We start from the raw sequence: 21495 nt of genomic DNA on the forward strand, positions 1-21495 counted from the left end.
TCGATAGCGTTTGACGAAAAGCTCATAGAGATATTCAAAGCCTATCCGACTGCAACAGCACCGAATGGAATGCACGCGAGGGAAACCGCCATTGATACTATTTCCGGGAAAATGTGATATATGTGTAATTATATTATACTGGAGGATTTCAAGATGAACAAGTATATTTATAATCACCTCAGCATATTAAGAGAGCTTCTATCAGTATGGTAGAAAATTGGAAGATTTTCATTACCGCCCATCATATTCTATATTATCCGGCATTACCTCAACAATCTATCCTTCACTATTTACATTTGTTTCGGGTACATGCAAATATCTTTTTAAGCTTATAGCTGAGATGACCGATAAGACAATTATGATTCCGCTAAAGACAGCTGCTATAGTTATAACAATAAAACCCAATACTTTCCATTTTGCGTTATTCATTTATACTTCCTCCTTCTAATATTCGTTTGCTTCTAATTATTTTTTTTACCACTTTATTCATATTAGTAACCACTACGTCACCAGTAATTCTTATTTTCTTATTTGCATCAAGCAAATTATTCTGCTCTATTTTGCGATAAATCGTTTCAAGATCATCTATTCCATTCGAAAAAATTTCAGAGAAGACTCGTCTTGTTCGGCTATACCCTTCATTTACCATATATTTAATTGCATTGTGATTAACATTAATTGAATTAGATATTATCTTGTCATCAGGAAACGTAAGTTTAATAATCCTGGTATCAGCAGAATCATCTTCAAATATATAATTAAAATCATCAAAATAAATACAAATAACATAATCCAAATTGTTTCTAATTACTGGAAATACAGGAATATTATCAACAACTGCACCATCATAAAGAGTTTTCCCGCCTATACTAATTCCTTTATTGTAAAAGGGCATTGCAACACTTGCGCGTAAATATGGATCTATTTCCATAGGTGCAATGTCCTTAAAGTTATAATAATTCAATTCTCTATTGGTCAAATCTAATAAAGGAACATAAAAATTATTAACGATAACCTCCGTCGAAATAATAGTGGTAATTGTATCTTGCAGAAAAGAACTCTTTAATATAGATGTAATAAAACGTTTTTCGCCTTTGAGATTTACGGATTCCCATATTTTTTTTGCTTCTGTCAGCTTATTAGTAAGATATGCATATGTATTGAGAACACCTATAGATGCCGCACTTACATACTCAAAATCTGACGGTCTAAAAAATTCATCTATGGCGGTAAGGGCACCCACCTGATACGCGCCTTTTCCCATACCCCCTGATAAAACTAATCCTATGTGCTTCATTTTCTTCTCCATTATTTTAGTTTAGAAGAATTCAAAGCTGAATATGATGAGTAGCGTAGTCTCCTCCAGCTTTTCTAATTATTTTTACGATATTCATATTCTCGTAAAGTCCAATTCTTATTCTCCCCTGGATTAATTTGTAGTGATTTCAAAAGCTTTCCCACATCCACATCCCCATTTTCCTTTCTGCATTTATTAACTGTCTCACCATTTGTGAAATATTCACTTGCTTCTCCTGCATTTGAGGGACGCAATTGATAAAATTTCTCTCCGCTTTTCAATTTTCGCGGATTAGACCATGCATCCGGATTAGTATTTGTCCCCCTGACTTCTTGGTTGGTTAAAGGGTGTTTCCAATATTCTTCTTCTTGTTCCTTCTTGTTATCCATTACTCTAGCTAATCCTCGTTCATCCATCGTATTTTTATCAAGTTGTTCCAGTTCAGCCTTTTCGGATTTTGAAAGAGGTGAATAATTCACAGATATTGTCGGCTTGACTTTCTGTTCTTCACTTTTACTTTCACTTTTATTTTCAGGCAGATACGGCGAGCCAAAATACTGCAAGTTCGTTTCCCCTGTTTTATTTAAAGAACCGTTTTTTAGTATCAAATTTCCATTAGCGTTCGGTTTCTGATGAGCCTCATGAATAAAATATTGTTTTCCACCACCAGTTCCATATCGGGGATTTTCAATGGCCGTTCCTGTTTGAACTAAGTCCCCTTGCCTTTCAGGCTGTCTACTTAAATCTCTATTATTTAAACGCCCCTTTTCTATAGAATTCTTTCCTCTATTGGAGTCCCCTCCTTCCTTTAATTCAGACGAATTATATTCCAACGTCCTTGATTTATTTATATGTTCAAGTTTCTTACGGTCATTTTCCGTTACAGAGGGTATCGTTTCTACTTTATTTCTTGGCTGTACTTCAAAACTATCAACACCGTCAAAATTGTTCAATTTGCCCATTATTATTCACGCTCTGCCACATGCCCACGCTCTAATTGACGCTGACCTTTTGCCGTGTCCCCTTCCGTAGACGTATTGCTTGGACGTTCTAGTTTCTGTCGATCTTTTGCTGCCCGAGACTGTTCATTAAGACTTTTCTTTTGGTCTTCCGGTGATTTATCCTGAAATCTATCCAGTTTCCCCTTAGCTTCAGAGGTTTCTTTTTCGGGGACCTGTAATATTTGATTTCTAGGTTTTATATCCGGTCTTTCCGCCTCACGTCCCTCTCTATTCCTGTTACCAAACCAACTCATACTTAATTCCCTCCTCAGTTTCTTCCTGTTTTAATTAACTCATTCACATAGACAGCCAGAACAGTAACGTCAAAATACTCCCGACAGTACAAACAATGTATCTTGTTTTATGATCTGGTTCCGGATCACACGCTATTCCATAAATTCCTACTATGCCAGATACTGGCAATAAAAATGGCATAATAATACCAAGCACCCAACACCATAATGCAATTCTTCCAACCGCACCTTGCTTTACCTTAGAAACCACCTCAATATTGCAGACAGCTCCAAGCCTTGTATTAGAATCATAGCAACGAACATTCCCTTTTCCCTCATAGCTTGATGATGCAATGACCTGACACCTGCGGCCATCTTTCGAAGGGTTAATTGATGCTATTGTTTTATTGTCTAATTCCCAATTCAAGTTCTCAGCAGGCGCCTCTGGAGGTGTGACCTCACAATCAATAATCACGGTTTCTCCTGATTTAATCCGAACTGATTGCTGCGTAAACCTAAGTCCCTGTAATGCAGGTTTAACCTCTATCCTAAGTGTAGCATGAGTTAAATATCCAGATACTGTTATCGTTGCCTGCCCATCACCAATTGCATAAATATTGCCATCTTCATCCACCCGGATTACATTTGGATTAGAATTATTCCAAATAAGTCGATTAGCATCTTCCGCATTAAGCGGCGTTATGATTACATCTATCTTATTTCTTTCATTTCGTTTTAAATATTCAAAATGCGGAATCAATCTGATTTCCTCAACATAATGGTGTCTGATTACTGAAACCTGCTTCTGTGCTACGACCTCCCCCTTCTGGTCTACAATAAGAATACTTGCTATTCCGCTTTCATTTGCCATGAGAATATTTTTGTCACATGAAAGGATCGCCGGATTCTCACTTTTTATCACAAAAAAATCCGATGGAAAGCTTACAAATTCTATTTTTGCTGATTCGCCCTGATCCAATGTTGTGGGAAAATCACCGATATAATATTCTGGTTTACCATTCTTTATTGATTCCAGTTCAACTTTCTGAAGCGGTGATAACGGTACATACCTCAATGCTGTCATATATTCAATAATTGACGGACGAACAACATATTCCAACTCGATATACTCCCAGAAATCATCGAAATCCTTTTCCGGGATAAACAAAACGGTTCGCCCCGCCAAATTCTGAGCGCGTATTGTCCCGGCAACAATAACCGGAATTCTAATCGTTGCTGGAATTTCTTTTGCAACATTAAAAATACCAATATCTGCAATTGGATTATCCACGCAAATGAATGCGTCACTTTGCGGAACAATAATATTAGAAAGATTATAAACCAACATAGTTGATGGCTTATCTTTAACGATTTTATTCTCATTACTAATAATTGAAAGTCGATTCAACAATGTTTCTTTTGGTATTAAAGACTCAATATCATTAAAGCGAATTTCTTTACAAAAATCTGATTTTTCAGAACCAGCCATTAGTAATTTGTATTGGAAAACAGTTCCATAAAAATCAATGTCGTAATCATCAAACACCTCGTTATCAAGTCCTGAAATTATCTTATTAACCGATTCTAAGAACGGACGATTCAACGTGGTTGATAATTCGCTATATGGGCTTGCGCTTTCTCCATTTATTATCACTTCAGCTTTACTGGAAAGATATGAATAGCGAATAACAACGTGATTCATTCTGCCTAACCTCCTATTTAATTTGTGTATAAATCTGGCGATATAGAATGCTATAACTGATGGCGTGCTGTTCAAATTTCTTCGAATGCAATATATATTGCCGCACTATTTCACGATACTCTTCTCCTATAGAGACATATTGCAATAATGCACTATCGATATAACTATTCCATTCCGAAAGAGATTTTTTTGTGTAACGCTCGATAAGGTTCCCTTCAGAATCTGTTTGATATTCGAGGTATTTTTCAGCCTTCCTAAAAGCATCATTGCAGCCGATTAAACGAAGCATAGTTCTACCGAACAATATACTGTCGTATCCCTTCGCCATAATTCTGTTAAATTGGACGAGCATTCTAACCATTTCTGTCTTTTTGGAAGGAGGAATGTCAAACTCCTCAACCTTACAAATAACCTTACTTATATCTTGCTCTTCTGTTATTTCAAACTGGTTAATGAGCTCACAAAGAATCATACTCCTAAACTCTTTGAGTTTTCCAAAAGTAATAGGCTGCTCATACCCTTCATAAGGGTGCTTTGCTTCATTTATTTTTGAGAGTACCGGCTCCGCCCAGTTGTTTTGCATAACAACTGCCACACCTGTTTCCAACTTGGCCAGTTCATCAATTTGCGCTTCGGATAACGAGACAGAATGTCCCGCAATTCTACAGTCTTCTTCTTCCGGTAATCTCATGATTATTTTTGTATTTGTATTTTTAATAGCTGCAATATCAACTGAAGTTGGCGACTGATCCACAATAACAAATCCTTCCCCATAGGTTCTCATTTCTGCAATACTATTCACAATCATCTCTACAGATTTTGTAACCACATTATTTCCTGCAGTATTTTGTACATTCTTTGAATTTTTTAATATGTTATGAGCCTCTTCTAATATTGTCAGATGCTTAAGGATGGAATTACCTCTATCTGCATTAGCCAAACGATATTCTGTCAGTTTCAAAACTAAAACACCCATAATTAAAGATTTTGTTTCAGATGAACCTATTCTGCTCAAATCGACTATGGTACTTTTATCAAATAAAGTTTTATTGTCTACTTCAAATTCATCGCAGAATATCTGACCGTATATACCATTGGTCATAGAATTAACTCGGGTTACAAGTGCACCAATATAATCACCTTTTGTATCAGCCGAGTATTCGGAGCTATTAATTATTCTGGGTAGTTCCTGAAGAACATCTATAAATGTTGGAAATACCGGTTCAGCTTCTCCGATAAAAACAGAATTAAGCAAATCCCAACCTTTATTCACATAAGCTTCTTCTATAGCTTCTTTTAAAATTGCAGGCATTGCAGCATACATTTCCCAACAACCATTGAATATCTCCACAATTCGGTCCAGATGTTCCAAAATATGAATACCTTTACAAAACGAAAATGGATTTAATTTCAGCATCTGATCAATTTGTGGGTTTGTACTAAATAAATTTATATTTTTAATTTTACGGAATTCATTCCGATACTCTCCTTTTGCTGGCTCAATGACTAAAAACGGAACATTATACGGCTCTTTGTTTATCTCTTCAATCAATTTGTAAATTGTATTAGATTTACCACTACCAGTTGATCCTGTAACAAAGCAATGAGATGTTAAACTGTCGATATTTAATGAAACAGGAGCAGCTTCTTTTTGACCCATATGGAAAATATGTCCCACTTCTATTTCCCGCTGTTTATGTAGGGAATTGGCAAACACATTTCTTCCAAATTCAGCCATTTCTGTCACCATAATTCCGTTAACTGATTTTCTTGGCAAGTTCATAAGTAATGCTAATTCTTTTCCATTGATATAGCTGGAAGGTGATAAATTCCGGACATGATTTTCACCGGTTGAAGCATCATAAAAAGGTATTAAGAACTCTGGATGTTCACAGTAACATAATGACTCTTGTATAATAGCGGTTTCATTATCCATACAATCGAACAAAGTAAAATTGGGCTTTTCAATCCCCGTTTCTTCACCCAACAGCAACGACCGATATGTACTTGCCGCAATAGCGGCCGTTTTTTTCTTTTTTGAAATAAAATAAGATGCTACTTCCCAAACGCCATAAGAGCTTCCCAACTTTAACCTTTTTATGTGTCTGTCAATCTTTTCCAGAAGATTTTCTATGCTCTTATCCCTAAATTCAATGGTTAAATTATCTGTCGTCCCACTGGTTTTAGACGTTGATTTCTGTCTGGCAGAAGAATCTGTTCGTGTATTTGTATCACTCTTTGTACTTGCTTCGTTTGTTCCGGTTGACCAGCCTTCATTGGTTCCGTTTGATACGCCAAAATTCAACAGCATGTGCATGCCCATATTAAAACCTGAATTTTTCCCATGCGTATGGCCATCTGAACGCCCTGTTGCCTTTGAAATACCCTTAGAAATCGAATCGGAAATGCTTTCCGTAATACCTTCTGTTAAAGTGCTGCCTTCATTATGTCCATGAGAACTGGTTTTTTTAGAAAAAGGAAACAAAGCTGAATACAATTCTTCAAATCCATTCAATCGAATTTCCATTTCCCTGTCCTGAATAGGAGAAGCTATTATTTCGCAAATATATTCACTCCCCCGCATCGTATCAATAAATTTTTCTAACCCCTGAATATAATCACCTTGTTTTGATGTTCTTTCGGAAGGAAGAATATTAACATAAGCTATATTCTTTGTAGTAGGCGTTGCTTCTTCATCACAAAACAATCCGGATAATTCAGATGATTTTACAGCACTAATTCTGCTTCCCGGAAAATTTCCAAGGAAAGAATCATGCAATACCTCACTTGCTGTTGCAGCATTACTGATTTGTGAAGAACGAATACCCAAATACAAATCTGCGGACTCCACATTGCCCTTTAATATCAAGAGAATATTTTTGCAAAAAGGCATTACTGAATGAAACACACTAACCAATTTTTCATTAATGTCTTCATCTTTGTCGTATATAATTTTATTAATGTGGTATAATCTTGTTAAGTTATGTTTTTTGAATCGGTCAGCCAAAGGATATACTGTATATTCCTTAAGACTTTCCAAATAGTTTTTATCAATAAATTGGTTTGCCACTTCAATTTGCGAGAGCATTTGAGACTCTGTTACCATGTTTACACCTACTTATAATAAAATAACGCACGGTAAAAGCCCCTTTCTCGAAAAAGAAAAGCAAAGCTTTTACCGTTCGTCGATTCAGAACATTAATCAATTTGATAACTATATCCTAAGCACAGCCTATTTCAACTTGCGTCCCTGAGCATCTCCTAAGCTGTTGCAAAGAATACGAACAAAATCGACTAAATCCCAAATAGCAACAAAAGCAATAAGACCCAAACCAACTATAATACCTGCTGTAAACCAACCAAGTATCGTACAAACAAGCATCACTGCTCCAGATCCAGCTCTTCCAAGGTAAAACCTATGTATCCCGAACATGCCAAGGAAGAAACTTAATAAAGCAGCCGCAGCCTTACTTTTGTCTGACATTGTAGATTGAGTTACTACCTCACCGGCAGCCCCACTGTTGCTAAATTCGTCACTCATGATTAAAATCCTCCATTTCTCAATTATTGGTGAAATAGAAGTCCGTGGCATGTTTTCGTAAAGTATCTTACTTTATGATATATTGTTATTAAATCCCAGAAGCGTGAGATTTTCTATAATATTTGACGACATTATTTGACGGCTAATAAATCCGAAAGACGATTCATATTTTGCCTTTTTAGTTCCATGGTCGGATGAATATAGCGATTCATAGTGATATTTACATTTGCATGTCCTAATATTTCGCTCAGGCTTTTAATATCAAATCCAACCTCTACACAACGGGTTGCAAAACTATGGCGCAAACAATGGAAATTCGCGTCATTGATAGAGCATTTTTTAATGGTTTTCTTAAAATGATTTTGCATAGACCTTGGTTCAACAAATTTGTCAGGTATACCAGTTAACACATAAGCTCTGGAATCCGCCTGTATATGGATTAGTATATCAATCAACTCGTCTGGAATCGGTATCGTTCTATGTGAACATTTACTTTTTGGGGAAGATAGTATTATCTTTGTTTTTTTATCGCTATCAATTTCAGATGACTTGATTCTTTGCAGTGTATTATGGATAGTAAGAACTTTTTCTGAGATAGAAATGTCCTCCCATCTCAAAGCACATAATTCGCCAATCCTAATTCCTGTATACAGACATATCAAAATACCGATATCCTTCAAATTATTAGAGTGGATTATATTCATCGTCAAAAGCTGCTGTTCCTTTCTGGAGAGGACCCGCATTTCTTTCATATTCTGTTTAATTGTAATAAAGTTTCCGGTATATACGGAAGAATACCTCCGATATACGGAAAATCGCAAAATACTTTTTACTAAACTAAGAATATCTGTTACTGTTTTAGGGGATAATCCTTGTTTACCCTTTCCTCCCTCTGCAAGCAACATACGACTCAAATTTTCTAAGTGCTTATCATTTATTAATGAAATATCATAATTCCCGATTACGTTATATATATAATTGTTTAATAAATAAGTATATCTCATATATGTGGATTCCTTTATATTTACATATTTGTATTTCAGCCATTCTTGTGAAACCTTTTTAAAAGTTAACATGGAATAACTCGAATTTGTATTGTATATACCGTATTTTGTAGTATTAGCACGAATATCATTTAGTTTGAGTTTTAAGTCCCTGTAACTTCGCGCATACACATAACCATAGCTGGCCTTTCCGGTAGAATCATGGCATTTTATATATCTGCCTTCCCATCGTCCATCCTTTCTCTTGTAAATATTTTCACCTTTTCTTGACATATAAACAATTTCCTGACATAAATAAACAGATAATTCTCTTTGAGAACAAATATTTATATCTTTTCCTTTCTTCCTGATAATTCGAAATCAGGACTTCTACAGTAATATATTTGAAAGAATTAAATATGGCGCTTCCGCAATGACGATAATTTTGACGGATAATGAAAAAAATCATAATGGATTTATCCCATTTTTCACACTCAAAATGTAAATATTTGCAGGTTTCTGTAAAATCTAGTCACACTCGCCATTCAAATCATGAAGGATTATATTGACAAAATGACATAAAAAATCTATAATATCTAATACGATGGTGCTGATAGTTGCCTGTGGTTGCAACATAAAGTAAGATACTTTACGAAAAATGAGACCTACTTCCCAATTAGGAAGTGGGTCTTTTTTCAGCCTGCATATACCCGTATACGGGTATATATGATAAAATATTTTTTCCGAAAAGTCAACCCGTGTACGGGTATACACAGTATTATTCCTTGATAACATAATACTAACCCGAATACGGGTAATATTGATAATGGGGAATACTTAACATGGAGTACTCAGATTTATACGTATTGCGAATAAAAACTCTTTGCAACCAACGAGGTATGAGCATTAATAAATTAGCTACGATGAGCGGAGTAAAACAATCTACTCTCGACAATATTGTTAGAGGGTTAACTCATAATCCAAAAGCCAAAACTCTTCACAAAATTGCTATAGCATTTAACATGACCTTAGCGGAATTTCTTGATTATCCTGAATTAAACGAGTATTGTTTTGAAGATGATAACGATGAATAAAGGGAGTATAAAATAAAGCGTGTCAGTTATCGATTCAGTAAATCTAACTGCACACTTTATTTTACACTCCCACGATTTCTCGTTTTGATATTATGTTAGGCTACTATCCACCTCTATTCAAGCCTCACTCTGATAAACTGGATTTATCACCTTACTTCGGTGTTCCAACCTCAATTAAATTTCTACCCAGATTGTAAAAACGAACTATGCGGACAAATCCCCTGCTCTTCTGTAGCGCGTAGATATATTTAGAAATCTTCTTATTAATCCAGGATATTTGAATAACCCAATTGTTCAGAAAAACTTAGATGCAATTGTAAACAAGAAACTCGGAGAATTATTTATTGAAGCCGAGTATATTGCTGAATTGGGGAGCAAATTAATGTTTTTTCGGTACGGAGTAGCATTAACTAGAGAGACTTCCGGAAAATATGTAATATCCTATGAGGAATTATCTTCCAAAAAAGCAACTTCTAAAAATGATTCTATGGAGACTATTTTTAAAGTAGTCAACGGAGAAATTATCTCTATCAAAGGAAGCAAAAATGATGAGCTTCTCAATATGGCCCTGAAAAAGACGATAAATTTGTTGTCAACTACTTCTATGTGCGCTTTGTTTTACGAAAAAAGCTTTACCGATGTAATAAATAATAAAAAGAAGCCGCTAAATAATTTTTTTGTTAGTTTAATCGTACTTTTGGTTTTGGGCTTGAAATTACATGTTTATTTAGATGAATCGGATGACCACAGAGATTACTTTATTCATAATTCGTTTGGTTATTTGGAATATTTAGAAAATAACAATTCTAACATTGACAAACTATTGGAGCATTTTCTTGAAATGGACAGTGATCTGATCAATATCATATCTGTTTCCAGAAATTTGTTCGGGAGAGGGGGATGATTAATGGGCCTCCAGTTAATGAAAGTTTCAGGGGAAAGCCGAAATCCTATAATCTCGGCTCTCCCCTTTCTCAAACACACCAATATCTTATCCAACCAGTTCCAGTATAAGCGCCGCATACACCTTGCATGCTGTAATAATATCCGCCGTATTTACAGTCTCATTATAATTATGGATTCCTTCCGTATTGGATGGTCCGTACTGAATCGTGGCAATCCCGGCCTCCCGGAAATATCTGGTGTCGCTGCTCGCCCACTGATAAGCCGTGATCAGATCGATTCCCAGCAATTCCCTGATACAATCTCCGGTCACTTGCACAATCGGGTCCTTCACAGATACATAATTGCCGCCCCTGGGATTATCGTAGGTGGCATATACCCCTTCTATTCCGGATTCTTTTATAATCTCGTCGACCTTACGTATAATCTCCTCATGGTCTACTCCAATAGGAACACGTACATCCAATTCTGCCATAGCCGTATCGGCAACCACATTTCGCTTTACGCCGCCCTGAATCGTGCCGATATTCACCGTCACGTGATCCATGATGGTCTCTACCCCTTCTTTTTTCTGTACCCTCTTGCATTTTTGGCGGGATACCTCCATCACCTCTGCGATCTCGCCCTCATAGGTTCCGTGGATTTCCCGAAGACGATACATCTGCGGGAGAATGCGTACCAGCTTGTCAATGGCATTTTCCCCCACGTAAGGGCTGAGGCTTCCGTGAGCAGTCGTACCTGTGGCATACAGATTCATGCCCATGGTTCCCTTCTGTCCTACCTCTATATTATCCATTCCCGTAGGCTCCGCAACGATTCCCCAATCGCCCTTCACGTATCCGTTTTCACACAGCCATTTCGTTCCATATTCCCCGCCGGTCTCCTCATCCGGGACCACCGTAAGGAGAACGTCGCCATTTAACGTAACTCCGGCTTTTGCCAGCATTGCCACAGCAAACATAGAAGCTCCCAGACCACACTTCATATCGGAGGTTCCACGCCCAAGCATCACGCCATCCCTGACTTCTCCGGAAAATGGTGGGAACGCCCATTTTTTCTCATCTCCTGCCGGAACTACGTCACAATGTCCGTTAAACACCACCGTCTTTCCTCCCGCCGTACCGTAGCGCGCCAGAATATTCGGTCGATCTTCCCGTGCTCCCACAATCTCATAGGAGATTCCTGCATTTTCCAAATAATTTCTGATATACCGCACGATTGCATCCACATTGCCCGGTGGATTGATAGAAGGAATCTGTATCATATCGCTGCACAATTTCAGCAATTCCTCTTTATGCTCATCAATCATATCCCATATTTCCTGTCTCGTCATTTTCCTGACCTCCTTTTTATAATAAAAGAACAGAGCGGGTTCTTCAGTTACCCTCCAAACACGCTCTGTAGGTTATCCCTCTACTGAATTTCTCCCTTCAAATACCGCACGCAGGCCACCTTGTGCCCCTCCCCGATATCCTGAAGTTCCATGGACGCCGCCCGGCACTCTTCCGTACAATACGGACAGCGATTCCCAAACGGGCAGCCCGGAGGCATATTTAAGGGGCTTGGAATCTCTCCCGAAAGTTCTACTTCTTCCTTGGTCTCAAAGGGGCTGACCGGCGGAATTGCCGAGAACAAAGCCCTGGTATAAGGATGGGCCGGATTTTTATAAATCTCCTCCGCCTCTCCCATCTCCATAATCTTTCCAAGATACATGATAATAATTCTGTCGCTGATATATTTTACAACGCTCAAATCATGTGAAATAAAAATGTAAGTAAGTCCCAGTGTATCCTTCAGTTCCTTCAGAAGATTCAGCACCTGAGCCTGCACGGAAACGTCAAGCGCGGATACCGGTTCGTCGCATACCAGAAGTTTTACGTTCATAGCCAGCGCTCTGGCAATATTGATACGCTGACGCTGTCCGCCGGAAAACTCATGAGGATAACGGATTGCATGATAGTAATCAAGCCCTACCAGCTTCAGAAGCTCCTGCACACGTTTCTTCCTCTCCTCCGGAGTTCCGATATTATGAATGATCATCGGCTCCTCGATCAGATCTCCCGTGGTCATTCGCGGGTCGAGAGAAGAATACGGGTCCTGGAAGACCATGTTGATTTCCTGTCTGAGCGCGTTCATTTCCTTTCTTTCCAGGCCCATCAGAGATTTGCCGTTATATACTACATCTCCCGAAGTGGGCTCGATAAGCCGCAGAATGCTCTTTCCCAACGTGGATTTTCCGCAGCCTGACTCGCCGATAATTCCGATAGTCTCCCCTCTATGAACCTCGAAAGACACATCATTTACAGCCTTCAGATACGCCGGTTTCCCGAAGAGCTGCGAACTTTTCACCTTGAATGTTTTGTTCAGGTGATCTACCTTTAAGATAACATCTTTATCATTCATCGTCGTTACCTCCCATCTGTTCCAGTTCTTCTTTCGTGAAATGACAGGCTACAAAATGCCCCGGCTCCACTTCTTTCATTTCAGGACACTGATTCCTGCAAATCTCCTGACAGTATTTGCAGCGATTATGGAAGTTGCAGCTTCCTCCCGTCAGTTTCAGATCCGGCGGCGTACCTGGTATGGATGCCAGCGGCACGTTCGGATCATCCGTTACCTTCGGCATGGATTTTAGAAGTCCCCACGTATACGGGTGCCTCGCGTCAGAATAAAGCGTCTTTACATCTGCATATTCCACAGTCTTTCCGGCATACATGACCATGACGGAATCACACATTTTCCATACGACTCCCAGGTTATGCGTTACCAGAATGATGGACGCGTTCGTCTCTTTTTGCAGATCCTTCATCAGTCCAAGCACCTGGGCCTGTACCGTCACGTCAAGCGCGGTGGTCGGCTCGTCTGCTATGATCAGCTTCGGATTGCAGGCAATGGCCATGGCGATGATGACCCTCTGGCGCATACCTCCCGAAAATTCGTGCGGGTAGGATTTCAGCCGTTTTTCCGGCTCGGGGATTCCTACCATTTTCAGTGCTTTTATTGCATATTTCTTCGCTTCCTCTTTGGAAAGCTTCTGATGTGCATTAATAACCTCCATGATCTGGGAACCGATCGTAAATACCGGGTCCAGTGCAGTCATGGGATCCTGAAAAATCATGGAAATATCATTTCCGCGGATTTTCAGCATATCCTTCTGTTTTAACCTGGCAATATCCTTGCCCTCAAATAAGATTTTTCCTCCGACAATGTTGCCGTTTTTCGGAAGCAGACGCATGATAGAGGAAGAAGTCACACTCTTACCGGAACCGGACTCTCCTACAATTCCCAGTGTCTCGCCGTACTCTAGCGAAAAGGTAACACCATCCACCGCTTTTGCCACTCCGCTTGCGGTATTAAAATAGGTCTTCAGATCTTCCACCTGTAATAATAAATCGTTCATAGTGTCTCTCCTTTCTGCTACTTCTTCATTTTCGGATCCAGGACATCACGGATACCGTCACCGAGAAGGTTGAATCCCAAAACGGTGATCAGGATGGCAATTCCGGAGAATGTAGCGATGTGGCTGGCTGTTCTCATACATTCCTGACCTTCTTTCAGAATAGAACCCCAGGAAACCTGTGGCGGGGTAATTCCCATCCCCAGGAAGCTAAGGGAGGCTTCTGTCAGAATCGCACCGGCTACATTCAGTGTCGCATAAACAATAAGAGAAGAGACAACATTGGGCAGAAGATGGCGGAATATGATTCTTCCATTTGTCGCCCCAAGTGCCTTCACAGCTTTGATATATTCCTCATTCTTTACTACAAGGACCTGGCCTCTGGTCATTCGGGCATATCCCGGCACACTGGCAATACCGATAGAAAGGATTACATTCTTCATACCTGCGCCCAAAGCCGTCATGAGCATCAGAGCCAGCAGAACAAACGGGAACGCCGACATACCGTCCATAATACGCATAAGAACGGCGTCCACCTTTCCCCCCGCATAGCCGGATACCAGACCGATCAGGATTCCGACCACGGCTCCTACCAGCATACCGCCCACTGCTACCAAGAGGGATACGCGGCCTCCGTAGATCAGACGCGACAGCATGTCACGGCCTATACTGTCCGCCCCGAGAATAAATCCCGGAGTTCCCGGTTTCGCATTCACATGCAGGAAATCCATAGCCGCCGGGTCCGCTTTAACGAAGAAAGGCCCGAATATAGAGAGCAGGGTTACAAATAGCACCATGGCAAGGCCAATCATGGCGGATTTATTCCGTCTTAATTTACGCCATGCACTGTTCGCTTTTCTTTCTTTTAACAGCATTTCCTGCTGACTGGCTTCACTTAATCCCTTTGCTGACATTAGCCCGCCCTCCTCTCTGATTCGTAACTTACTTTCGGATTGATGTATAGATATGCAATATCTACAATCAGGTTAACGCCTACATACAGAACTGCCATAAATAATACAGCGCCCTGTATCAGCTCAAAATCATTATTATTGATTGCTTCTACGATCAGCCTTCCTATTCCGGGCCACGAGAAGATCGTCTCGATCATAATCGCGCCGGTCATCAGAGATGCAATACGCATGCCAAGAACTGTAACGATCGGCGGAAGCGCATTTTTAAATCCGTGTTTCATAATCACTACACTCTCGCGAATACCTTTTGCCCGTACCGCTTTCATATAATCCTGATTCACAACTTCCAGCATACTGGATCGGCTGATTCTGGCAAAATTTGCCATACTTCCAAACGACAGGCAGAGCGCCGGAAGGAACAAATGTGATACCACCGCTCCAAATCCGTCTGCCAGGGTCGCCATTCCCATTGTCGGGAACCAGCCCAGATTTACACTGAACACCAGAACCAGCATAAGTCCAAGCCAGAAGGTCGGCATGGACACCCCGACCAGCGCAGTGATCATAGCGACGTAATCAAAAATGGAATACTGTTTGACCGCCGATAGGATTCCCACTGGTACTCCGATAAGGAGGGCAATCACAAGACTGGTCATCGCAAGCTGCAATGTGTTGGGCAGTTTTTCCAGTATCAGCCCCGCAACCGGGCGATGATACCGGTAAGAGGTCCCCAGATCCCCCGTCAGGAGTCCTCCAATATAATGAACATACTGCACCGGAAGCGGATCATGAAGCCCCATCTCCTCTTCCATCTTCTCAATGTCCTCCGCGCTGGCCTGCGGTCCCAGGATAGATACCGCAGGGTTACCCGGCAGAACACGGGTGATCACGAAGGTAATACTCATAGTAATCAACAGTACTGGAATCAACTGAAAGATACGCTTTAAAATCATCTTTAACATACTGTTGTTCTCCTTTCCTCTCTAAAACTCCCAGACCATTGCGAAATCCCAAAATTTCGCGGAATTTTAATCTTTCGCAATGGCCTGATTTGAAAAGCAAAGGGGCCCGCCTGCGCAAGCTCCTTTGCTTCTTTACACTCTGTCAACTATTATTTTGCAAGCCATGTATTATTTGTCACGCCGTCTGCAACTTCAATCGTTTTGTCCGGACGCACCGGGAAATCCATAACCTTGCTGCTCATACCTACGTTTACGTTAGCTACTGAATAGTCAATCTGTGCATACTGCTCTGTGATGAGCTTCAATGCCTGCTTGTAGAGTTCTGCTCTTTCATTCTGGTCGGAAACTGCAACTGCCTCGTCAAGAAGTTCATTTACTTCCGGAATGTTGAACTGCTGACCATTTCCTAATGTTCCGAGAGATTCCTCGTGGAACATCTTGTTCAGATAGAAGTACGGATCCGGATACCATGTCCAGCTCATAGAGATTACATCTGCATTTCCAGAAGCACCGATCTCACTGAAGGTTCCCCACGCTGCCTGATGAATGTTAACTGTTACGCCTATCTGTGCACAGAACTGCTGGAAAATCTCGCCGATCTTTTTGGAAGTAGCGGAATCACCTGTGTAGTATTCCAGCTCAAATCCGTCTGCATAGCCAGCCTCTGCCAATAATTTCTTCGCTTTTTCCACATCGTACTTCGGCACAATGTCGATCAGGCTCTCGTCATAGCCCCATGAGTTCGGCGGCAATGCAAGGTATCCAACCTGACCCTCGCCATACTGATAAAGTGCGGAAACCATAGCTTCACGATCTACTGCAGTCTGAAGTGCTTCACGTACCTTGATATCTGCTGTCGGGCCATTTGCCATATTGAAGTAGATGTAATTTACGCCCATGCCGGCTTCCTGAATCATCTTCAGATTAGAATCTGCTTTGATTTCTTCGATTCCTTCACCTGTAAGGTCGTATGCGATATCAACTTCGCCGTTCTTAAGAGCATTTACTCTCTGGTTTACTTCCGTAATATATACGAAATTCAGACCGTCGAGGTAAATATCCCCGCCCCAGAACTTGTCAAACTTCACAAGGTCAACGCCCTGGTCTGTCTTCCATCCGTTTTCAGCCATCATGAACGGGCCGGTTCCAACAAGGTGAGCGCCGAATTCATCGCCCCATCCTTCTACCTCTTCCTTCGGAACAATGACATTACCACTGTTCGTCAGAGCAGCAAGGAAGGATGCGTTCGGGGACTCCAGTACACATTTTACATGAGTATCATCAATTACCTCACAGTGATCCAGCATGGTAAGTCTCGCAAGAGCGGATTCGTTATGAGAACGCTCCAGAGAATATTTAACATCTTCTGCCGTCATCTTACGGCCTTCCTGATATTTACCTGGCTGGAAATACACATCATCGCGAAGGGTAAATGTATACTCATCACCTGCTTCATTTGCAGTCCATTCCGTTGCAAGGCTGGGCTCAAAATCTGTTACGGCATTGTCATACACGATCAACGTATCTGCAATGTTTTCAATGATCTGGCCTTCATATACACCGGTGTACATAATCGGGTCAATGTTGCTTGCGATAGATGCAAGCGCGATCGTAAGAGTTCCTCCGAATTTGTCTTCATCGCTGACATTGGAAGTATCCACTTCTTCCTGCTTCTCGGGTTCCTTCTTCGTCTCTTCCTTTTCCTTGCCGCCGCATCCTGCAACCAGGCCAACTACCATGCTAAGTGCGAGCGCCACAGCAAAAAGTCTTCTCTTCATAATAGGTTCCTCCCTTTCTTAAATATAAAATATAGAAAATCTATATTTAGCGTAAATTATTCGCCGAGGGTCTGAAAGCGTGTCATCTCTCCATACCTGGACAAGATTCTGCTAAATTCATCCTCGTCATAGAAACGGCACATTCCTCGTCCGTATGCTTTTGCTGTCTCCAGCACGAACCTTGCCGCCTCTTCCAGATCGACCACATGACTGCTTCCCGTCGCACATCCGGCCACCGGAGCTTCCGTGGTGATCGCCACTCCTACCACCGGCGCCTTTGTAGCGGTTGCCGGCTGAAGGATACTGTTCAAATGGAACAGTTCATTGCCATATGGCGTGATATCCTGAACGGACAGAGCAAACACGTAAGGCATTCTGCCTGTCGTGGATTGCATAATATCTAAAAGTTCCTCGCTGACCTTCAAAATATAGCCTTCTTTAACAGTGGGTGAAATGGCAAATCCTCTGGTATTGATGATACGATTGCCCTTCGTGGTATCCACGGAAAGGATTGCGTCCAAATCCCCGTTTACCTCATGCCTGTTTACAGTCGCCATATCTACCGGAGACCCCATGAAAGGAACCGGCTTATGTGGGCTGGTCGGTGCATCCGGACAAATGTGTGTACAAACGACCACATCCCCTTCCAGATCATCTCCCTTGCTCTTCATATCCAAAAGTTTGGCAGCAACCGCAAGGGAAACAAGTGCTCCATCTCCATCGGACACAAATCCGATCAGCTCGGGTCTTGCTCCAAGTCCGCCAAGCCGTCCAAGGACCCCAAGAGTCGGAGCCGTCCCGCCGACGCTCTTCCCGTTCTTACCAGGGATGGTAATACGGATCATATCGGTCTTACCCTTTGCCCCTTCAATGGTAGTTACTACTATATCTTCGCCCCCCAGGCTTCTCATGTACTCTTCCATCATCGCTCCGGATGCATCCGCCCGATCAAGCAGATCATAGACATCCAAAATCTGACGCATTAACATAACTTAAGTCTCCTTTTATTTCTCATTCGTTTTGTCAGCATCCGGCCAACTGGAGTTCATCCAATTGGTATACAATTCCGGTCTGAGCCACTGTAACCATCTCATCGTCTGATGACGTTTTTCCACCTCATCACGATAAAGGGTCTGAACGTAATATGTATCCGTCTTCTCCACCAGATTGGAAAGAATAAATCCATCCGGATCACATACCATCGAGCGTCCCACTTTGATCACTCCCGGCGATGACGGGCCGGTACGGTCACAGGAAACTACGTAAATGCCATTTTCAGAAGAACGTGCCTGATTGCAGATCACCCATAAGTCGTCATCAGGATATGCCCAACTGCTGGTGACTGCAAGTACATGACAGCCATTCACCGCATAAGTTCTTGCCAGTTCCGGGAAACCAAAATCTGCACAAATCATAATTCCGATCTTCATGCCGTTGAGTTCAAACATTCCAAGCTCTTTTCCCGGTTCAATCGTATCTCTTTCACTGTTGTAAAGATGAATTTTGGCATAGTCCGCGAGGATCTCCCCCTCCGGAGTAAACACCGTCGCCTTGTTATAGATCACGCCGTCTTTGCGTTCCAGTCTTCCGGCCAGGATATTCGTCCCCGTCTTTGCCGCAATGCCCTTCCAGAATTCTACAATTCGTTCGGTGAGCGCCTCATCAAATGTCTCGAGCGGTATTCCGCTTTCCAGACATGCTTCGTGGAAAAGAATCAAATCCACATCCTGTTCATTCTGGGCAACTTTCATCGCCATCCTCTCAACATTCTCCATGTTGGCCTCGATATTGTTCTGGTACACTGTGACCTGAACAGCCGAAACCTTCAATCTTCCATCCATCTTGTTACCTCCCATATGACTCACAGCAATCCCCTGATCCGATACATTTTGTTAATTATTTACAAAAAACCACCGTGATATTTAATTAATTGAGAAAATAATACTATATACGACTTTTATGAACAATATTCGCCGTGCACAAATTTAACGCGCTAAATTGTGCACGGCGAACAAAAGATTTTCATTACTTATTTTTTATTAATCTACATATGTCTCAATTTTTATCGCTAATTGCAACTGAAACAGCACCTGCGGGTCATTCAGATCCATACCTGTTAATTGTTCAATCTGTCTAATTCGGTACGCCAATGTATTTCTGTGTAGGTATAGAATATCCGCTGTTTCCTTTCTTGCGCCCATATTTTCAGTCAATACACGGAGCGTTTCCAAAAGAAAACTTCCTCGATTTCTGTCGTATTCCTTTATCACATAGAGGGTATCCCTGACAAATTTTTGGAAGATCGGCATCTTTGCCATCTCATAGAAGGCTTCCTCCAAATTCATCTCGTCGGTAAAGCATATTTTCATTCGTCCTTTTTTCTTACAGACGATAATTGCAGTTCTGATTTTCCGATAACAACTCTCAAACCCCAGATACCCGTTAATTTCCTTTGATATTCCGGTCGAAATGGTAAATCCGAGAGTTGCCAGGACTTTTTCATGAATCATCTCCAGCGATCTTTTGAGTTCCGCACGTCCCATATTTCCAAAAATAAGGCAATGGAAGCTATCACTCCTGTTTCCTATAAAGATCCGTATATTGTGCTGCTGAAAAATGTCTCTGTGTATCTGAATCACTTCATCTTTGATGGACTGGATCTCGTCCTCATCTTTTCCTCTGATGATCTCCTCAAACCCATCGATATCCGAGACTACCATAAAATGCGGAACAGAAGGCCAGTGGAGACCCTTAGCTCTTCTCTTAGCGTCCTCTTCTGTCAGAATATTATTTCCGATCAGGTCCAGAAAAAAGTTATTATCCTGATGGTATTCCTTTTGTTCATTGATTCCTTTTTTAGAGAATTCCAACGCCAGATGAACCTTGGCCTGTCCCATAGCAATCTCGCTCAACTCATTAAATTGTCCCGGCCGCCCGATTACGTACAGGCCGCCCTCACATTTAGTCTTGACATAAATCTGATGAAACCAAATTTCTTCATCCATGATTTTTACCATAGGCTGATCTTTTTTGCCATCCGACATGCACTGTCTGAGCCGCGAACTCACTGCTAATTCATCAAACTTTCCCCGCTCTATATAGTCGTTAGTCTCCTGCAAATCCTCTGGGAAGAAGCTAATCACATTGTGACGGTCATCTGCCACCACCACCTTGCATTTCAACAGCTCGCCCAGGGACTGCACAATTTCCCGAAATCCGCCGCCATCGATTTGCACAGCCAGGAATTTTTCATTGATTGCTTTATTGAATTCCAGTTTTTGATTCTGGTCATCTACAATTATTTTCATCAAAGGCTCTATAATGTCAATGAACGGGATATCTCCCGGCAATTCAATGATCGGCAGCTGCAGATTTTCCGCCTCTTTTTTTATGGATTCCGTGATACCTCCCAGGAATTTCGTTTTCAGAGCGATTCCCGCAGACTGCTGTTTTGCCAATGCCTGAATGATCTTAAGCAGCATTTCCTCGCTGTCTTTAATCGCGTAAGCCGTCGTCACCAGGAACTCATTTTTTCTGAGCCATGGAATAATGTTCGGCACTTCCATGGAATCCACATACTGAATCTCCCGGTCGAGTCCTGCCTCCCCCGCTATCACACGGCACTGCTGCCACTCTTTTATTTTAAGTACATCTCTGACTGTAATCGACATCTTATCTCTGCCTCCCGCA

19 protein-coding genes are annotated in these 21495 nt (G+C 41.2%); 2 read left to right on the forward strand and 17 right to left on the reverse strand.

What is annotated here, in order from left to right; genetic code table 11:
* Window positions 1-276: 276 nt before the first annotated feature.
* The 8 genes from ABXS75_18695 to ABXS75_18730 all read right to left on the reverse strand — a co-directional run bounded on the left by ABXS75_18695 (window position 277) and on the right by ABXS75_18730 (window position 9051).
* On the reverse strand, window positions 277-429 hold the full coding sequence (locus ABXS75_18695) for a hypothetical protein (protein XCP85026.1): 153 nt from the start codon (window positions 427-429) through the stop codon (window positions 277-279).
* A complete protein-coding gene (locus tag ABXS75_18700) occupies window positions 422-1297 on the reverse strand; it encodes a patatin-like phospholipase family protein (GenBank protein ID XCP85027.1) in 876 nt (291 codons plus the stop codon). Before ABXS75_18700 ends, ABXS75_18695 begins: the two co-directional genes overlap by 8 nt.
* Before the next feature lie 74 nt (window positions 1298-1371).
* The gene (locus tag ABXS75_18705; GenBank protein ID XCP85028.1) at window positions 1372-2259 is read right to left on the reverse strand and encodes a hypothetical protein; all 888 of its coding nucleotides are present in this window, start codon (window positions 2257-2259) and stop codon (window positions 1372-1374) included.
* Window positions 2260-2261: 2 nt separating this feature from the next.
* Entirely contained in the window at window positions 2262-2552 is a 291-nt protein-coding gene (locus tag ABXS75_18710) for a hypothetical protein (protein XCP85029.1), read from the reverse strand.
* A gap of 43 nt (window positions 2553-2595) precedes the next feature.
* A complete protein-coding gene (locus tag ABXS75_18715) occupies window positions 2596-4233 on the reverse strand; it encodes a hypothetical protein (protein XCP85030.1) in 1638 nt (545 codons plus the stop codon).
* Window positions 4234-4246: 13 nt separating this feature from the next.
* Complete coding sequence (locus ABXS75_18720) at window positions 4247-7339, reverse strand: ATP-binding protein (protein XCP85031.1); 3093 nt, start codon at window positions 7337-7339, stop codon at window positions 4247-4249.
* Between the two features lie 126 nt (window positions 7340-7465).
* On the reverse strand, window positions 7466-7774 hold the full coding sequence (locus tag ABXS75_18725) for a TM2 domain-containing protein (GenBank protein ID XCP85032.1): 309 nt from the start codon (window positions 7772-7774) through the stop codon (window positions 7466-7468).
* Between the two features lie 131 nt (window positions 7775-7905).
* Window positions 7906-9051 carry a site-specific integrase gene (locus ABXS75_18730; protein ID XCP85033.1) on the reverse strand — a complete coding sequence of 382 codons (1146 nt, stop codon included), beginning with the start codon at window positions 9049-9051 and terminating at the stop codon, window positions 7906-7908.
* Between the two features lie 548 nt (window positions 9052-9599).
* Between ABXS75_18730 and ABXS75_18735 the strand changes: the two genes are divergently transcribed.
* Entirely contained in the window at window positions 9600-9851 is a 252-nt protein-coding gene (locus ABXS75_18735; protein XCP85034.1) for a helix-turn-helix transcriptional regulator, read from the forward strand.
* A 277-nt stretch (window positions 9852-10128) separates the two neighbouring features.
* Complete coding sequence (locus ABXS75_18740) at window positions 10129-10755, forward strand: hypothetical protein (GenBank protein ID XCP85035.1); 627 nt, start codon at window positions 10129-10131, stop codon at window positions 10753-10755.
* A gap of 87 nt (window positions 10756-10842) precedes the next feature.
* Here the strand turns inward: ABXS75_18740 and ABXS75_18745 are convergent, their stop codons facing one another.
* The 9 genes from ABXS75_18745 to ABXS75_18785 form a co-directional block, all read right to left on the reverse strand.
* Window positions 10843-12087 carry an ArgE/DapE family deacylase gene (locus ABXS75_18745; GenBank protein ID XCP85036.1) on the reverse strand — a complete coding sequence of 415 codons (1245 nt, stop codon included), beginning with the start codon at window positions 12085-12087 and terminating at the stop codon, window positions 10843-10845.
* Between the two features lie 80 nt (window positions 12088-12167).
* Window positions 12168-13157 carry an oligopeptide/dipeptide ABC transporter ATP-binding protein gene (locus tag ABXS75_18750; GenBank protein ID XCP85037.1) on the reverse strand — a complete coding sequence of 330 codons (990 nt, stop codon included), beginning with the start codon at window positions 13155-13157 and terminating at the stop codon, window positions 12168-12170.
* Window positions 13150-14154 carry an ABC transporter ATP-binding protein gene (locus ABXS75_18755; GenBank protein XCP85038.1) on the reverse strand — a complete coding sequence of 335 codons (1005 nt, stop codon included), beginning with the start codon at window positions 14152-14154 and terminating at the stop codon, window positions 13150-13152. Before ABXS75_18755 ends, ABXS75_18750 begins: the two co-directional genes overlap by 8 nt.
* 17 nt (window positions 14155-14171) lie before the next feature.
* On the reverse strand, window positions 14172-15065 hold the full coding sequence (locus ABXS75_18760; protein XCP85039.1) for an ABC transporter permease: 894 nt from the start codon (window positions 15063-15065) through the stop codon (window positions 14172-14174).
* Complete coding sequence (locus ABXS75_18765; GenBank protein XCP85040.1) at window positions 15065-16027, reverse strand: ABC transporter permease; 963 nt, start codon at window positions 16025-16027, stop codon at window positions 15065-15067. Before ABXS75_18765 ends, ABXS75_18760 begins: the two co-directional genes overlap by 1 nt.
* A 149-nt stretch (window positions 16028-16176) precedes the next feature.
* A complete protein-coding gene (locus tag ABXS75_18770) occupies window positions 16177-17805 on the reverse strand; it encodes an ABC transporter substrate-binding protein (GenBank protein XCP85041.1) in 1629 nt (542 codons plus the stop codon).
* A 56-nt stretch (window positions 17806-17861) separates the two neighbouring features.
* Window positions 17862-18794 (reverse strand): DUF1177 domain-containing protein, encoded by a 933-nt coding sequence (locus ABXS75_18775; protein XCP85042.1) that lies wholly within the window; start codon window positions 18792-18794, stop codon window positions 17862-17864.
* A gap of 15 nt (window positions 18795-18809) precedes the next feature.
* Window positions 18810-19646, reverse strand: a complete 837-nt coding sequence (locus tag ABXS75_18780) for a carbon-nitrogen hydrolase family protein (protein ID XCP85043.1) — start codon at window positions 19644-19646, stop codon at window positions 18810-18812.
* Window positions 19647-19844: 198 nt separating this feature from the next.
* Window positions 19845-21476 (reverse strand): PucR family transcriptional regulator ligand-binding domain-containing protein, encoded by a 1632-nt coding sequence (locus ABXS75_18785; protein ID XCP85044.1) that lies wholly within the window; start codon window positions 21474-21476, stop codon window positions 19845-19847.
* Between the last annotated feature and the right edge of the window lie 19 nt (window positions 21477-21495).

Origin of the sequence: Roseburia hominis (assembly GCA_040702975.1) — a bacterium.
Taxonomy (GTDB): Bacteria; Bacillota; Clostridia; order Lachnospirales; family Lachnospiraceae; genus Allocoprococcus; species Allocoprococcus hominis_A.

What these genes read in the sequence shown, in the direction of transcription:
- ABXS75_18730 (XCP85033.1), bottom strand. Translation starts at nt 9,051, where the DNA reads ATGTCAAGAAAAGGTGAAAATATTTACAAGAGAAAGGATGGACGATGG.
- ABXS75_18755 (XCP85038.1), bottom strand. Translation starts at nt 14,154, where the DNA reads ATGAACGATTTATTATTACAGGTGGAAGATCTGAAGACCTATTTTAAT.
- ABXS75_18705 (XCP85028.1), bottom strand. Translation starts at nt 2,259, where the DNA reads ATGGGCAAATTGAACAATTTTGACGGTGTTGATAGTTTTGAAGTACAG.
- ABXS75_18700 (XCP85027.1), bottom strand. Translation starts at nt 1,297, where the DNA reads ATGAAGCACATAGGATTAGTTTTATCAGGGGGTATGGGAAAAGGCGCG.
- ABXS75_18745 (XCP85036.1), bottom strand. Translation starts at nt 12,087, where the DNA reads ATGACGAGACAGGAAATATGGGATATGATTGATGAGCATAAAGAGGAA.
- ABXS75_18725 (XCP85032.1), bottom strand. Translation starts at nt 7,774, where the DNA reads ATGAGTGACGAATTTAGCAACAGTGGGGCTGCCGGTGAGGTAGTAACT.
- ABXS75_18760 (XCP85039.1), bottom strand. Translation starts at nt 15,065, where the DNA reads ATGTCAGCAAAGGGATTAAGTGAAGCCAGTCAGCAGGAAATGCTGTTA.
- ABXS75_18780 (XCP85043.1), bottom strand. Translation starts at nt 19,646, where the DNA reads ATGGATGGAAGATTGAAGGTTTCGGCTGTTCAGGTCACAGTGTACCAG.
- ABXS75_18695 (XCP85026.1), bottom strand. Translation starts at nt 429, where the DNA reads ATGAATAACGCAAAATGGAAAGTATTGGGTTTTATTGTTATAACTATA.
- ABXS75_18775 (XCP85042.1), bottom strand. Translation starts at nt 18,794, where the DNA reads ATGTTAATGCGTCAGATTTTGGATGTCTATGATCTGCTTGATCGGGCG.
- ABXS75_18735 (XCP85034.1), top strand. Translation starts at nt 9,600, where the DNA reads ATGGAGTACTCAGATTTATACGTATTGCGAATAAAAACTCTTTGCAAC.
- ABXS75_18765 (XCP85040.1), bottom strand. Translation starts at nt 16,027, where the DNA reads ATGTTAAAGATGATTTTAAAGCGTATCTTTCAGTTGATTCCAGTACTG.
- ABXS75_18715 (XCP85030.1), bottom strand. Translation starts at nt 4,233, where the DNA reads ATGAATCACGTTGTTATTCGCTATTCATATCTTTCCAGTAAAGCTGAA.
- ABXS75_18720 (XCP85031.1), bottom strand. Translation starts at nt 7,339, where the DNA reads ATGGTAACAGAGTCTCAAATGCTCTCGCAAATTGAAGTGGCAAACCAA.
- ABXS75_18770 (XCP85041.1), bottom strand. Translation starts at nt 17,805, where the DNA reads ATGAAGAGAAGACTTTTTGCTGTGGCGCTCGCACTTAGCATGGTAGTT.
- ABXS75_18750 (XCP85037.1), bottom strand. Translation starts at nt 13,157, where the DNA reads ATGAATGATAAAGATGTTATCTTAAAGGTAGATCACCTGAACAAAACA.
- ABXS75_18785 (XCP85044.1), bottom strand. Translation starts at nt 21,476, where the DNA reads ATGTCGATTACAGTCAGAGATGTACTTAAAATAAAAGAGTGGCAGCAG.
- ABXS75_18710 (XCP85029.1), bottom strand. Translation starts at nt 2,552, where the DNA reads ATGAGTTGGTTTGGTAACAGGAATAGAGAGGGACGTGAGGCGGAAAGA.